10 protein-coding genes are annotated in these 12,145 nt (G+C 73.9%); 6 read left to right on the forward strand and 4 right to left on the reverse strand.

Annotated elements, in window-relative coordinates; all coding sequences use genetic code 11:
• The first annotated feature begins 15 nt into the window (after positions 1–15).
• The 3 genes from fdh to nrfD are packed head-to-tail and all read left to right on the forward strand — an operon-like array spanning position 16 to position 4,974.
• Positions 16–3,210 (forward strand): formate dehydrogenase, encoded by a 3,195-nt coding sequence (gene fdh, locus ACBI99_RS31435; protein ID WP_219505639.1) that lies wholly within the window; start codon positions 16–18, stop codon positions 3,208–3,210.
• 1 nt (position 3,211) lies between these two features.
• Positions 3,212–3,967: a 4Fe-4S dicluster domain-containing protein gene (locus ACBI99_RS31440; RefSeq protein ID WP_219505640.1), complete on the forward strand. Its 756-nt coding sequence runs from the start codon at positions 3,212–3,214 to the stop codon at positions 3,965–3,967.
• Positions 3,964–4,974, forward strand: coding sequence for an NrfD/PsrC family molybdoenzyme membrane anchor subunit (gene nrfD / locus ACBI99_RS31445; RefSeq protein ID WP_364170107.1), 1,011 nt, complete (start codon positions 3,964–3,966; stop codon positions 4,972–4,974). Before ACBI99_RS31440 ends, nrfD begins: the two co-directional genes overlap by 4 nt.
• A gap of 75 nt (positions 4,975–5,049) precedes the next feature.
• Here the strand turns inward: nrfD and ACBI99_RS31450 are convergent, their stop codons facing one another.
• A complete protein-coding gene (locus ACBI99_RS31450; protein ID WP_375074165.1) occupies positions 5,050–6,579 on the reverse strand; it encodes an MDR family MFS transporter in 1,530 nt (509 codons plus the stop codon).
• A 139-nt stretch (positions 6,580–6,718) separates the two neighbouring features.
• Here ACBI99_RS31450 and ACBI99_RS31455 point away from each other — a divergent pair, with 139 nt between their 5' ends.
• Positions 6,719–7,300: a TetR family transcriptional regulator gene (locus ACBI99_RS31455; RefSeq protein WP_219505642.1), complete on the forward strand. Its 582-nt coding sequence runs from the start codon at positions 6,719–6,721 to the stop codon at positions 7,298–7,300.
• Positions 7,301–7,373: 73 nt separating this feature from the next.
• Here the strand turns inward: ACBI99_RS31455 and ACBI99_RS31460 are convergent, their stop codons facing one another.
• Positions 7,374–7,715: a YciI family protein gene (locus ACBI99_RS31460; protein WP_219505643.1), complete on the reverse strand. Its 342-nt coding sequence runs from the start codon at positions 7,713–7,715 to the stop codon at positions 7,374–7,376.
• A gap of 154 nt (positions 7,716–7,869) precedes the next feature.
• On the opposite strand from ACBI99_RS31460, the gene rfaE2 reads away from it, so the two are divergent.
• Both rfaE2 and ACBI99_RS31470 read left to right on the forward strand, forming a co-directional pair.
• Positions 7,870–9,300, forward strand: a complete 1,431-nt coding sequence (gene rfaE2 / locus ACBI99_RS31465) for a D-glycero-beta-D-manno-heptose 1-phosphate adenylyltransferase (protein WP_219505644.1) — start codon at positions 7,870–7,872, stop codon at positions 9,298–9,300.
• A 34-nt stretch (positions 9,301–9,334) separates the two neighbouring features.
• Positions 9,335–10,369, forward strand: coding sequence for a glycosyltransferase family 9 protein (locus ACBI99_RS31470; RefSeq protein WP_375074136.1), 1,035 nt, complete (start codon positions 9,335–9,337; stop codon positions 10,367–10,369).
• 80 nt (positions 10,370–10,449) lie between these two features.
• Here the strand turns inward: ACBI99_RS31470 and ACBI99_RS31475 are convergent, their stop codons facing one another.
• Both ACBI99_RS31475 and ACBI99_RS31480 read right to left on the reverse strand, forming a co-directional pair.
• On the reverse strand, positions 10,450–10,653 hold the full coding sequence (locus ACBI99_RS31475; protein WP_049575752.1) for a cold-shock protein: 204 nt from the start codon (positions 10,651–10,653) through the stop codon (positions 10,450–10,452).
• Between the two features lie 234 nt (positions 10,654–10,887).
• Entirely contained in the window at positions 10,888–12,084 is a 1,197-nt protein-coding gene (locus tag ACBI99_RS31480) for an ROK family transcriptional regulator (RefSeq protein ID WP_357586740.1), read from the reverse strand.
• Positions 12,085–12,145: the final 61 nt, after the last annotated feature.

Raw genomic sequence — 12,145 nt, forward strand, 5'->3', positions numbered from 1 at the left:
TCGGGGGAAACACGGATGAACGGCTGGCCGCTGCTGCGGCAACTCATGGGCGGGGACCCCACCGGGCGGGGGCGGGCGGTCAGGTCCGCGCGCACCGACCGGCTGGAGGCGCGGACGGCGACGGCGGACCGGGTGGTCAAGTCCGTCTGCCCCTACTGCGCCGTCGGGTGCGCGCAGAACGTCTACGTCCGCGACGGGAAGGTCGTGCAGATCGAGGGCGACCCGGACTCGCCGGTCAGCCGCGGCCGCCTGTGCCCGAAGGGCGCGGCCAGCCTGCAGCTCACCACCGGCTCCGGCCGCCTGGACAAGGTCCTTTACCGGCCTCCTCACGCCGCCGGCTGGCAGGAGCTCGACCTGGACACGGCGATGGACATGGTCGCCGACCGGATCATCGCCACCCGCCGCGCGACGTGGGAGTGGGAGCGCGACGGCGCGCGCACCGCCCGCACGATGGGCATCGCCTCGCTCGGCGGCGCCACGCTGGACAACGAGGAGAACTACCTCATCAAGAAGCTGCTCACGGCGCTGGGCGTGGTGCAGATCGAGAACCAGGCGCGGGTGTGCCACAGCTCGACCGTCGTCGGCCTCGGCACCTCGTTCGGGCGCGGCGGGGCGACCACGTTCATGCAGGACCTGCAGCACGCCGACTGCATCGTCATCGAGGGCTCGAACTTCGCCGAGGCGCACCCGGTGGGCTTCCAGTGGGTGATGGAGGCCAAGGCGCGCGGCGCGACGGTGATCCACGTCGATCCGCGGTTCACCCGCACGAGCGCGCTGGCCGACCTGCACGTGCCGCTGCGGGCGGGCAGCGACGTGGCGTTCCTGGGCGGGCTGATCAACCACGTGCTGACCGGGGAGCGTTACTTCCGCGAGTACGTGGTCGCGTACACCAACGCCGCCACCCTGGTCGGCGAGGACTACCGCGACACCGAGGACCTCGACGGGCTGTTCTCCGGCTTCGACCCGCAGGAGCGCTGCTACGACCACCGGAGCTGGCAGTACGAGGGGATGCCGGTGATCTCGGCGGCGGGCGAGCGCGAGCAGCCGCAGGCGGGGCAGAGCGAGATGCACGGGGCGGGCGGCTCCAGCATGCGCGGCACGCCGACGCGGGACGAGACGTTGCGGCACCCGCGCTGCGTGATGCAGATCCTGCGCCGCCACTTCGCCCGTTACACGCCGGAGATGGTGGAACGGGTGTGCGGGGTGCCGCCCGAGCTGTTCGCGCGGGTCTGCCGCCACCTGACGGAGAACTCCGGCCCGGACCGGACGTCGGCGTTCGTGTACGCGGTCGGGTGGACGCAGCACAGCGACGGCTCGCAGTTCATCCGGGCGGCGAGCATCCTGCAACTGCTGCTGGGCAACATCGGCCGGCCGGGCGGCGGCATCCAGGCGCTGCGCGGGCACGCCAGCATCCAGGGCTCCAGCGACATCCCGACGCTGTTCAACCTGCTGCCCGGCTACATCCCGATGCCGCACGCGCACCGCCACCAGCGGCTGGAGGACTTCCTGCGCGCCGACGCGCCGGTCAAGGGCTACTGGGCGCACATGCCCGCCTACCTGGTGAGCCTGCTCAAGGCGTGGTGGGGGCCGTCGGCGCGGCCCGACAACGACTTCCGCTTCGGCTACCTGCCCCGGCTGACCGGCAGCCACAGCCACTACGACACGGTGATGGCGCAGCTCGACGGCACCTGCAAGGGCTACCTGCTGCTGGGCGAGAACCCGGCGGTCGGCTCGGCCAACGCCCGCATGCAGCGCCTGGGCATGGCCGAGCTCGACTGGCTGGTGGTGCGCGACTTCAACCTGATCGAGAGCGCCACCTGGTGGAAGGACGGGCCGGAGATCGAGACCGGCGAGCTGTCCACCGCCGAGATCGGCACCGAGGTGTTCTTCTTCCCGGCCGCCGCGCACACCGAGAAGGACGGCAGCTTCACCAACACCAACCGGCTGCTGCAGTGGCACCACAAGGCCGTCGAGCCGGCCGGCGACCGGCGCAGCGACCTGTGGTTCATGTACCACCTGGGGCGGATCATCCGGGAGAAGCTGGCCGGGTCCGCCGACCCGATGGACGCGCCGGTGCTCGACCTGACCTGGGACTACCCGGTCAGCGGGCCGACGGCCGAGCCGGACGCGGAGGCGGTGCTGGCTGAGATCAACGGCACCGACGCCGAGGGCCGGCCGCTGTCCGGCTACGACCAGCTCAGGAGCGACGGCTCGACGGCGTGCGGGTGCTGGATCTACTGCGGCGTCCGCGCCGGCGGCGTCAACCAGGCGGCCCGCCGCAAGCCCGGCGCCGAGCAGGACTGGATCGCCGCCGAGTGGGCATGGGCGTGGCCGGCCAACCGGCGGCTGCTGTACAACCGGGCCTCGGCGCGGCCCGACGGCAGCCCGTGGAGCGAGCGCAAGAAGCTCGTGTGGTGGGACGGGTCGGCCTGGTCGGGCTACGACGTGCCCGACTTCGAGCGGGGCAAGGCGCCGGACTACCGGCCGCCCGAGGACGCGGCCGGGGTCGAGGCGCTGTCGGGCGTCGACCCGTTCATCATGCAGGGTGACGGCAAGGGCTGGCTGTTCGCGCCCGCCGGGGTGCTCGACGGGCCGCTGCCCACGCACTACGAGCCGCAGGACTCGCCGGTGGCCAACGCCCTGTACGGGCGGCAGCGCAGCCCGGCGCGCAAGCTGTACCCGCACGTGCACAACCGCTACCACCCCAGCGGCGGCGAGGCGGGCGCGTCCGTCTACCCGTACGTGGTCACCACCTACCGGCTCACCGAGCACTTCACCGCGGGCGGGATGAGCCGCAGCACGCCCTACCTGGCCGAGCTGCAGCCGGAGATGTTCTGCGAGGTGTCGCCCGAGCTGGCCGCCGAGCGCGGACTCACGCACGGCGGCTGGGCGACGATCGTCACCGCGCGCAACGCCATCGAGGCCCGGGTGCTGGTCACCCAGCGGATGACGCCGCTGCACGCCGACGGGCAGGTGATCCACCAGATCGGGCTGCCGTTCCACTTCGGGCCCAACGGGCGGGCGCGCGGCGACGCCGCCAACGAGCTGTCGGCCATCTCGCTCGACCCGAGCTCGCACATCCAGGAGGTCAAGGCGCTGTCGGCGGACATCCGGCCCGGCCGGCGCCCGCGCGGCCCGGCGCTGCCCGAGCTCGTCCAGCACTACCGGCTGCGCGCCGGGATCACCGAGCGCACCGGAACGGAGGCGTGACATGGGCCGCGTCGGCTTCTTCACCGACACCAGCGTGTGCATCGGCTGCAAGGCGTGCGAAGTGGCGTGCAAGGAGTGGAACGCCGTCCCGGACGACGTCCTCGGCTTCACCGGCATGTCGTACGACAACACCAAGGGGCTGGGCGCGAGCACGTGGCGGCACGTGGCGTTCGTCGAGCAGCCGCACCCCGACTTCCGCTGGCTGATGGCCTCCGACGTGTGCAAGCACTGCACCGAGGCGGCCTGCCTGGACGTGTGCCCGACCGGGTCGCTGTTCCGCACCGAGTTCGGCACCGTCGTGGTGCAGGAGGACGTGTGCAACGGGTGCGGCTACTGCGTCCCGGCGTGCCCGTACGGGGTGATCGGCAAGCGGGAGGGCGACGGGCTGGCTCACAAGTGCACGATGTGCTACGACCGGCTGGGGGCCGGGATGGAGCCGGCGTGCGCGAAGACGTGCCCGACGGACTCGATCCAGTTCGGCGACCTCGACGAGCTGCGCGAGCGGGCGTCGCGGCGGCTGGAGCGGCTGCACGAGGCCGGGGTGGGCTCGGCCCGGCTGTACGGCCACTCCCCCGCCGACGGGGTGGGCGGCACCGCGGCGTTCTTCCTGCTGCTGGACGAGCCGGAGGTGTACGGGCTGCCGCCGGACCCGGTGGTGACGACGCGGGACCTGCCGTCGATGTGGCGGCACGCCGCCGTGGCCGCGGCCGGGCTGCTGGCGGGGCTGGTGGCGCTGTCGTGGAGGGGGCGGTCATGACCGGGCTGACGGACGTGCGGCTGGACGGGGACCCGGCGCTGCCGCCGGGCCGCGACGCCGTGCCGGAGTCGCTGGGCCGGCCCCGGGAGCGGCGCATGGTGCCCCGGGCGGACTTCGGCTCCTACTACGGGCTGCCGGTGCTCAACGAGCCCACCTGGCAGGCGCACGACATCGGCGGTTACCTGTTCCTCGGCGGGCTGGCGGGGGCCTCGTCCACGCTGGCCGCCGCCGCGCACCTGACCGGCCGCCCCCGCCTGGCGCGGGCCTGCAAGACGGCGGCGCTGTGCGGGGTGACGGGCTCACTGTACGCGCTCATCCACGACCTGGGGCGGCCGGGGCGCTTCCTCAACATGCTGCGCGTGTTCAAGGTGACCTCCCCGATGAGCGTCGGCACCTGGATCCTGACCGCGTACGGCCCGCAGGCGGGGCTGGCCGCGGCGACGGCGCTGGTGCCCGGGCCCTGGCCGGGGGTCGCGAGATGGGCCACGGTGGGGGCCGGGCTGCTGGGACCGGCGCTGGCGACCTACACGGCGGTGCTGATCTCCGACACCGCGGTGCCCGCGTGGCACGGCGGCTACCGGGAGATGCCGTTCCTGTTCGCCGGGTCGGCGGCGGCGTCGGCGGCGGGGATCGGCCTGCTGGCCGCGCCGCTCGCCGAGGCGGCCCCGGCGCGGCGGGCGGCCGTGGCGGGCGTCGCCGTCGAGCTGGCCGCCGCCGCGCGGATGAAGCACCGGCTCGGCACGGTCGCCGAGCCGCTGCGGCGGGGCCGGGCCGGGCGGCTGCTGCGCCTCGGGCAGGCGCTGTCGGTCACCGGGGCGCTGGTCGGCCTGACCGCCGGCCGCCGCAGCCGCCGGGCCGCCGTCGTGGCCGGGGCCGCGCTGCTGGCCGGTTCGGTGTGCACCCGGTTCGGCGTGTTCGAGGCGGGGACGGCCTCGGCCCGCGACCCCCGCTACACCGTCGAGCCGCAACGCGCCCGGCTCACCGAGGAGGAGGACGACACCCAGTGAAGAAATACGTCCCGTTCGCGATGATCGTACTGATCACCTGCGCCGCCTCGTGGCTCGCGGCGCGCGCCCCGGAGGTCAGGCGGGAGCCTTCTCGCCCTCGGCGGGCTGGAGGTCGACGCTGTCGCGCAGCGTGATCCTCGGCAGGAACAGCGTGGCCACGACGCCGACGGCGGCGATGCCGGCCGAGATGAGGAAGATGTGCCCGGTCGCGTCGCCGTAGGCGGTGCGGATGACGGTCGCGAACGGCTCGGGCAGCGCCTCCAGGTTGAGCGAGCCGGCCGACTCGGCGGCGGCCCGGCCGGTGACGCCCGCCCTGGCCAGGCCCCGGGTGATGTCGGTGGCGACCTGCTGGGCCAGGACCGCGCCGAGCACCGAGACGCCGATGGTGCCGCCGAGCGAGCGGAAGAACGTGATCGCGCCGCTGGCCGCGCCCAGCTCGCGCAGCGGGACGGTGTTCTGGATGGCCAGGACGAGGTTCTGCATCGACATGCCGACGCCCGCGCCGACCAGCACCATCGCACCGCCGATCAGCCAGAGCGAGGTGTCGTGGTCCATCGTGGACAGCACGAGGAACCCGGCGGTCAGCACGATCGACCCGCTGACGATGTACGGCTTGACGCGCCCGGTCTTCGACACCAGGTTGCCGCTCACGGCGGAGGAGACCAGCACGCCGAGCATCATCGGGATGGTGAGCAACCCCGACTCGGTGGGCGTGTAGCCGCGGCCGATCTGGAAGTACTGGCCAAGGAAGACCGCCCCGCCGAACATCGCCATGCCGACCGCGAGGCTGGCCAGGATCGCCAGGGCGGGGGTGCGGCGGCGCACCACGTGCAGCGGCACGACGGGCTGGCTCACCCGTGACTCCACCCAGGTGGCGAGGGCCAGGACGGCGAGGCCGCCGCCGGCCATGACCGCGGTCTGCCAGGAGAGCCAGTCGAAGGAGTTGCCGACGAAGGTGATCCAGATGAGCAGGACGCTGACGCCGGCGGCGATGAGCGTCGCGCCCACGTAGTCGATCTTGACGTTCCGCGCCCGGACCGAGCTGACGTGCAGGGTCTTGTGCAGCAGGGCGAGCGCGGCGATGGTGAACGGCACTGCGACGAAGAAGCACCAGCGCCAGCCGAGCCACGAGGTGTCGGCGATGAGGCCGCCGAGCAGCGGGCCGGCGACGGTGGCCACGGCCATGACGCCGCCCAGGTAGCCGTTGTAGCGGCCGCGCTCCTTGGGGCTGATCATGGCCCCGATCACCACCTGGACCAGCACCTGCAGGGCGCCCATGCCGAGGCCCTGCACCGCGCGGAAGGCGATGAGCTGCCCGGTGTTCTGGGCGAACCCGCAGGCCAGCGAGCTCACCATGAAGATCACGATGGAGATCTGGATCAGCAGCTTCTTGTCGAACAGGTCGGCCAGCTTGCCCCAGATCGGCGTGGACGCCGTGGCGGCCAGCAGGGAGGCGGTGACCACCCAGGTGTACTGCGACTGGCTGCCGTTCAGCGCGCCGATGATCTGCGGCAGCGCGACGGACACGATCGTGCCGCTGATCATCGCGACGAACAGGACCAGCAGGAGCCCGCTGAGGGCTTCGAGAATCTGCCGGTGGGTCATCTGCCCGGGTGGTGCGTCCATGGTGGCGCTCACGCGCTTTCCCCCAAATCCTCATCAAACGTGCAGAGGACACCCTACATTCGCATTGGGCAAGTTTGCGCACTGGGCAGTTATTCCCAGCCGGTAAGATGTCCGCATCATGGACAGCACGCTGGGCCTGCGGGAGCGCAAGAAGGCGGAGACGCGGCAGGCCGTGCACGAGGCGGCGCTGCGGCTCACGATCGAGCACGGCTTCGACGCCGTCACCGTCGAGGCCATCGCCGACGCGGCCAACATCTCCCGCCGCACGTTCTCCAACTACTTCGCCGGCAAGGAGGACGCCATCCTCTACGGCGACGAGCGGCGCATCCGGGCGCTGGTCGAGCGGGTGCGCGCCGAGCCCGCCGACCGGCCCGCCTGGCTCGCGCTGCGCGGCGCCGTCCAGCGGCTCTACGAGGAGATCGGCGTCCCGGAGCGCGAGCAGGCGGTGCGCACCCGGCTGGCCATGAAGCACCCGTCGCTGCTGGCCCGGCAGCTCGCCAACCACGCGGCCTTCGACCGGGAGCTGGCCCAGGCCCTCGCGCTGCGCCGTGGCGGCGGCGTGAGCCCCCGGGTGATGGCCGCCGCCTTCCTCGCCGCGCTCCGGCTCGCCACGCACACGTGGATCGAGGAGGAGCAGGCCCGCCCGCTGCACGAGGTCATCGACGAGACGCTGGAGCAGATGGCGCGCCCCTTCACCTGACCCGCCCCTTCACCTGACCCGCCCCTTCACCTGACCCGCCCCTGCACCAGGCTCGTCCCGTCGTCCGGGCGGGTCAGCTCTCGTCGGGCACCGTGACGCCGAGCAGCGGCCGCACCTCGACGCCGCCGCGCACGACGGGCACCAGCTCGGCGATCGACAGCGCGTGGTCGTGGTCGCGCGCCTCGACGACCAGGACCCCGGCCAGCGCCTCCTCCGCCTCGGCGAACGGCCCGTCGGTCACCCGGCCGCCGCGCATCGCCGTGGCGGTCTCGGGCTGCTCCAGGGTCAGCCCGGCGACGAGCCGGCCGCCGAGCCCGGTGACCTGCCCGGGCAGGGCCCGGTGCGCCTCCTGGACGTCGTGCGGCAGGTCGGCGGGGGCGACGGCCTCGTACACGAGCACCGCGTAGCGGGCCATCACCCCACCTCCCCGCGGATCTCGAAATGCCGTGTCATGGTGTGTCTTCTCCCCCGTACGGCGAACAGGGTGCGCCGGAACGGGCAGCGTCACGGCAAAGCTTCGTTGGGCACCGTCTCTGTTTGGGCAGCGCTTCTCCAGGTAGACGCAGCGTATGAACAGCGACATCGAGGCCGTGGTCGTCGGCGACGTGATGCTCGACTCCTGGCTGCGCGGCCCGGTGCGGCGGATCGCCCAGGAGGCGCCGGTGCCGGTGGTCAGCGTGGAGGCCACCGACGAGGCGCCGGGCGGCGCCGGCAACGCGGCGGCGAACCTGGTGGCGCTCGGAGCACGGGTGCGCCTGGTGGGCGCGGTCGGGGACGACGCCTGCTCGGGCACGCTCGCCCGGGCGCTCGAACTGCTGGGCGTGGACGCCCGGCTGGTGACCGTGCCGGGCCGCCGTACCCCGCACAAGCAGCGGCTGATGGTCGGCGAGCAGCTCATCGCCCGCTACGACGAGGAGGACCGCGAGCCGCTCGGCGGCGAGGCCGAGGAGCGCGTGCTGGCCGAGCTGGAGCGGGCGCTGCGCGGCGCCGACGTGGTGGTGGCCTGCGACTACGGCGGCGGCGTCTGCACGCCGGCGGTGCGGCGGGCCCTGACCGGGCTGCCGGTGCTGGTCGTGGACGCGCACGTGATCACGCCGTGGCGGGAGTGCGGCGCGACCGCGATGCTGCCCAACTACGGCGAGGTGCTGCAACTGCTCGGCGAGGACGGCGACACCGCCGACCGGGTGCGCTTCCTCACCGACCGGTCCGAGAGGCTGCTGGCGGCGTCGGGGGCGCGGATGGTGGTGACGACGCTCGACGGCGAGGGCACGCTGCTGCACCGGCCGGGGCGGCCGCCGTACCGGACGTACGCCGATCCCGCGCCGGACCACATGACGACGGGGGCGGGCGACACGTTCACCGCGGCGTTCGCGCTGTGGCTGGCGGGCGGCGCGGAGCCGGAGCAGGCGGCGCGGGCCGCGCAGGCGGCGGCCGGGGTGGTGGTGCGCAGGCCGGGCACCGCCACCTGCACCCGCCACGAGCTGCTGAAGGCGCTGCGCGGCGAGGACGAGCTGCTGCGCCCGGCCGACCGGCAGGCCGAGCGGCTCGCCGAGCGGCTGGACGAGCACCGGCGGCGCGGGGATCGGATCGTGTTCACCAACGGCTGCTTCGACGTGCTGCACCGCGGCCACGTCACCTACCTGGAACGGGCCGCGCAGCTCGGCGACGTGCTCGTGGTGGCCGTCAACAGCGACGCCAGCACGGCGCGGCTGAAGGGCCCGGGCCGGCCGATCAACTCGTGCGAGGACCGCATGTCGGTGCTGGCCGCGCTCGGCTACGTCGACTACGTGACCTCCTTCGAGGAGGACACGCCCGAGCGGCTGCTGCGGATGATCCGGCCCGACCTGTACGTCAAGGGCGGCGACTACACGGCCGCCATGCTGCCGGAGGCGCCACTGGTGCGGGCGATGGGCGGCGAGGTCATGGTGCTGGACTACGTCTCCGACCGGTCCACGACCGCGATCATCGAACGGGTGCGCTCGCTGCCGGAGCAGCCATGACCCCATTCGCGCGCCACCACGTCATGGAGCCGCCGTGAGGATCGCGGTGCTGCGGGCGAACGCGGTCGGGGACTTCCTGCTGGCGCTGCCCGCGCTGGAGGCGCTGAGCAGCCGCTACCCGGGGGCGGAGATCACGCTGCTCGGGCTGGACTGGCACGCGGCGTTTCTGCGCGGCAGGCCGGGGCCGGTGGCCAAGGTGGTGGCGCTGCCGCCGGTGACCGGCGTGTCGACGATGGAGGCCGGGCACCGGGCGCCGCCCGAGCTGTTCGCCCGGCTGCGGGAGCGGCGGTTCGACCTGGCGGTGCAGATCCACGGCGGCGGGCGGCACTCCAACCCGTTCGTGCGGGAGCTGGGCGCGGGCCTGACGGTGGGGCTGCGCGCGCCGGACGCCGAGCCGCTGGACCGGTGGGTGCACTACGGCGGCCACCAGCACGAGACGCTGCGCTTCCTGGAGGTGGCGGCGCTGGTCGGCGCCACCGCCGACCGGCTCGAACCGAGAGTGGAGGTCACCGCGGCCGACGCCGCCGAGGTGGCGGCCGTGCTCGGCGAGCCGCCGCCCGGCCTGGTCGCGATCCATCCCGGCGCGAACGACCCGCGCCGCCGCTGGCCGGTCGAGAGCTTCGCGGCCGTCGCCGACGCGCTCGGCCGGCCGGTCGTGGTCACCGGCAGCCGGGCCGAGCGGGACCTGGTCGCAGGGGTGGTGTCGGCGATGCGGCGGCCCGCCCTGCCGCTCGCGGGCGTGCTCGGCCTGGGCGGGCTGGCCGCCCTCTACCGGGCGTGCGACCTGGTGGTGGCCAACGACACCGGGCCGCGGCACCTGGCGGCGGCCGTGGGCACGGCGACCGTCGGCGTCTACTGGTGCGGCAACCTGATCAACGCGGGGCCGATCAGCCGGGACCGGCACCGGCCGCTGGTGTCGTGGACGCCGGCCTGCCCGGTGTGCGGGACCGACGGGCTCGACCCGGCCGTGCCGCGCTGCCCGCACGACCCGTCGTGGGTGGCCGGCATCCCGGTGGAGTCGGTGCTGGAGCAGGCCCACGACCTCCTGCGATCCGATCACCGGCCCTGATGATCGTGCTCCCGGCAGGGAAGGCGGAAGGCCCGCACCCTCGGGGGGTGCGGGCCTTCCGGTGAAGCCGTGTGAAGGGGTCAGGCCGGAACGATGTTCTCGGCCTGGGGGCCCTTCTGGCCCGCGGTGATGTCGAAGCTGACCTTCTGGCCTTCGCGCAGCTCGCGGTAGCCGTTGCCCGCGATGTTGGAGTAGTGGGCGAAGACGTCAGCGCCTCCACCGTCCTGCTCGATGAAGCCGAAGCCCTTTTCAGCGTTGAACCACTTCACGGTGCCAGTCGCCATGTCAATCTCCTTCGATTGGCGAAGAGTGCGGGGAAGCGCGGTTCGCGGATCCCGTGTCGCCGTAGTGACACCTGAGGAAGATGACCGCCGAAAACACAAATGCGCCCGAGGGTCACATCCCGCCAGGCGCACACGAAATCCATGGGTACCAGAACTGCAACGCCTAATACGCTAGCACGCTCCGCGCTCCCTGACGACGATCTCGCAAAGATCGACATCTGTCGTGGCGCCGCGTCATGACCAGAGTGCGGCGGGATCGTCAAGAATGCCCCGGACCGTCGCCAGCGCCGCCCCCAGCAGCGGGCCGCGACGGCCCAGCTCGGACACCGTCAGCGCCTCCGGGTCCCACGGCCGCACGGTCACCCGCGCCGCCAGCTCGCGCCGCATCGCCGGCAGCAGCCACTCCCCCAGCTCCGCGTACGCGCCGCCGAGGACCACGGCCGCCGGGTCGAGCAGGTTCACCGCCCCGGCCAGCGCCGTCCCCAGCGCCGTCCCCGCCCCGTCGAGCGCCCGGACCACCGGCGTCTCCCCCGCCCGCGCCAGCCCGGCCAGCGCCGCCACCACGTCCGCACCCTCCAGGGCCGCACCCGCCACGTCCGCACCCGCCTGGGCCGCGCCGATCGCCGCCGGGAGCGGGAGGCCCGCGGCGCGCAGCACCGCCGCCTTGCCCGCGTACTGCTCCAGGCAGCCCCGGGCGCCGCACGAGCAGGGGAACCCGTCCGGATGCACCGGCATGTGCCCGAGCTCGCCCGCCAGCCCCCGGGCGCCGCTGAACAGCCGCCCGCCGACCACGAGCGCCGCGCCGATGCCGCTCTCCGCCGACACGTGCACGAAGTCGTCCGCCACCGGATGCGCCCACAGCTCGGCCAGCGCGCCCAGGTTGGCCTCGTTCTCCACGCGCAGCGGCAGCTCCCCCGGCCACAGCCCGGCGACGGGAACGTCGTGCCAGCCCAGGTTCGGCGCCCGGGCCACGGTGCCGGGCACGTCCCCCACCAGGCCGGGCACCGCCACCACCGCCGCGACCGGCCGCAGCCCCAGCTCGGCGGCCCGCCGGGTGGCGTCGTCGGCCAGCTCCGACAGCGCCGCCATCACCCCGGCCGGGTCCAGCGCCGCGTTGGGGCTCTCGGCCCGCGACCACACCCGCACCTCACCGCGCAGGTCGGTGACGCAGGCGCCCAGATGCTCGACGCCCACCTCCAGCCCCAGCCCCGCCGGGCCTTCCTCGCTCACCGCCAGCGCCGTCCCCGGCCGCCCCACCCGGCCGCTCGCCGCCGGCCCCAGCTCGGTCAGCAGCCCCCCGGCGAGCAGCTCGTCCACCAGGCTGGAGACCGCGGTCCTCGTCAGCCCGGTCCGCCCCGCCACCGCCGCCCGCGACACCGGCCCGTGCGCGGCCACGGTCCCCATGACGAGCGCCAGGTTGTGCTGCCGCATCCCCTGCTGCGACGCCGGCCGCCCCCCGTCCTGCCGACGCGCCTGCTCCCAACGCCTCACA

The organism is Nonomuraea sp. ATR24 (assembly GCF_041950485.1).
Taxonomy (GTDB): domain Bacteria; phylum Actinomycetota; class Actinomycetes; order Streptosporangiales; family Streptosporangiaceae; genus Nonomuraea; species Nonomuraea ceibae.

Coding starts and splice junctions, on each gene's coding strand:
- ACBI99_RS31440 (WP_219505640.1), top strand. CDS start 3,212: ATGGGCCGCGTCGGCTTCTTCACCGACACCAGCGTGTGCATCGGCTGC.
- ACBI99_RS31460 (WP_219505643.1), bottom strand. CDS start 7,715: ATGGCCCGCTACGCGGTGCTCGTGTACGAGGCCGTCGCCCCCGCCGAC.
- ACBI99_RS31475 (WP_049575752.1), bottom strand. CDS start 10,653: ATGGCGACTGGCACCGTGAAGTGGTTCAACGCTGAAAAGGGCTTCGGC.
- ACBI99_RS31450 (WP_375074165.1), bottom strand. CDS start 6,579: ATGACCCACCGGCAGATTCTCGAAGCCCTCAGCGGGCTCCTGCTGGTC.
- ACBI99_RS31455 (WP_219505642.1), top strand. CDS start 6,719: ATGGACAGCACGCTGGGCCTGCGGGAGCGCAAGAAGGCGGAGACGCGG.
- rfaE2 (WP_219505644.1), top strand. CDS start 7,870: ATGAACAGCGACATCGAGGCCGTGGTCGTCGGCGACGTGATGCTCGAC.
- nrfD (WP_364170107.1), top strand. CDS start 3,964: ATGACCGGGCTGACGGACGTGCGGCTGGACGGGGACCCGGCGCTGCCG.
- fdh (WP_219505639.1), top strand. CDS start 16: ATGAACGGCTGGCCGCTGCTGCGGCAACTCATGGGCGGGGACCCCACC.
- ACBI99_RS31480 (WP_357586740.1), bottom strand. CDS start 12,084: ATGCGGCAGCACAACCTGGCGCTCGTCATGGGGACCGTGGCCGCGCAC.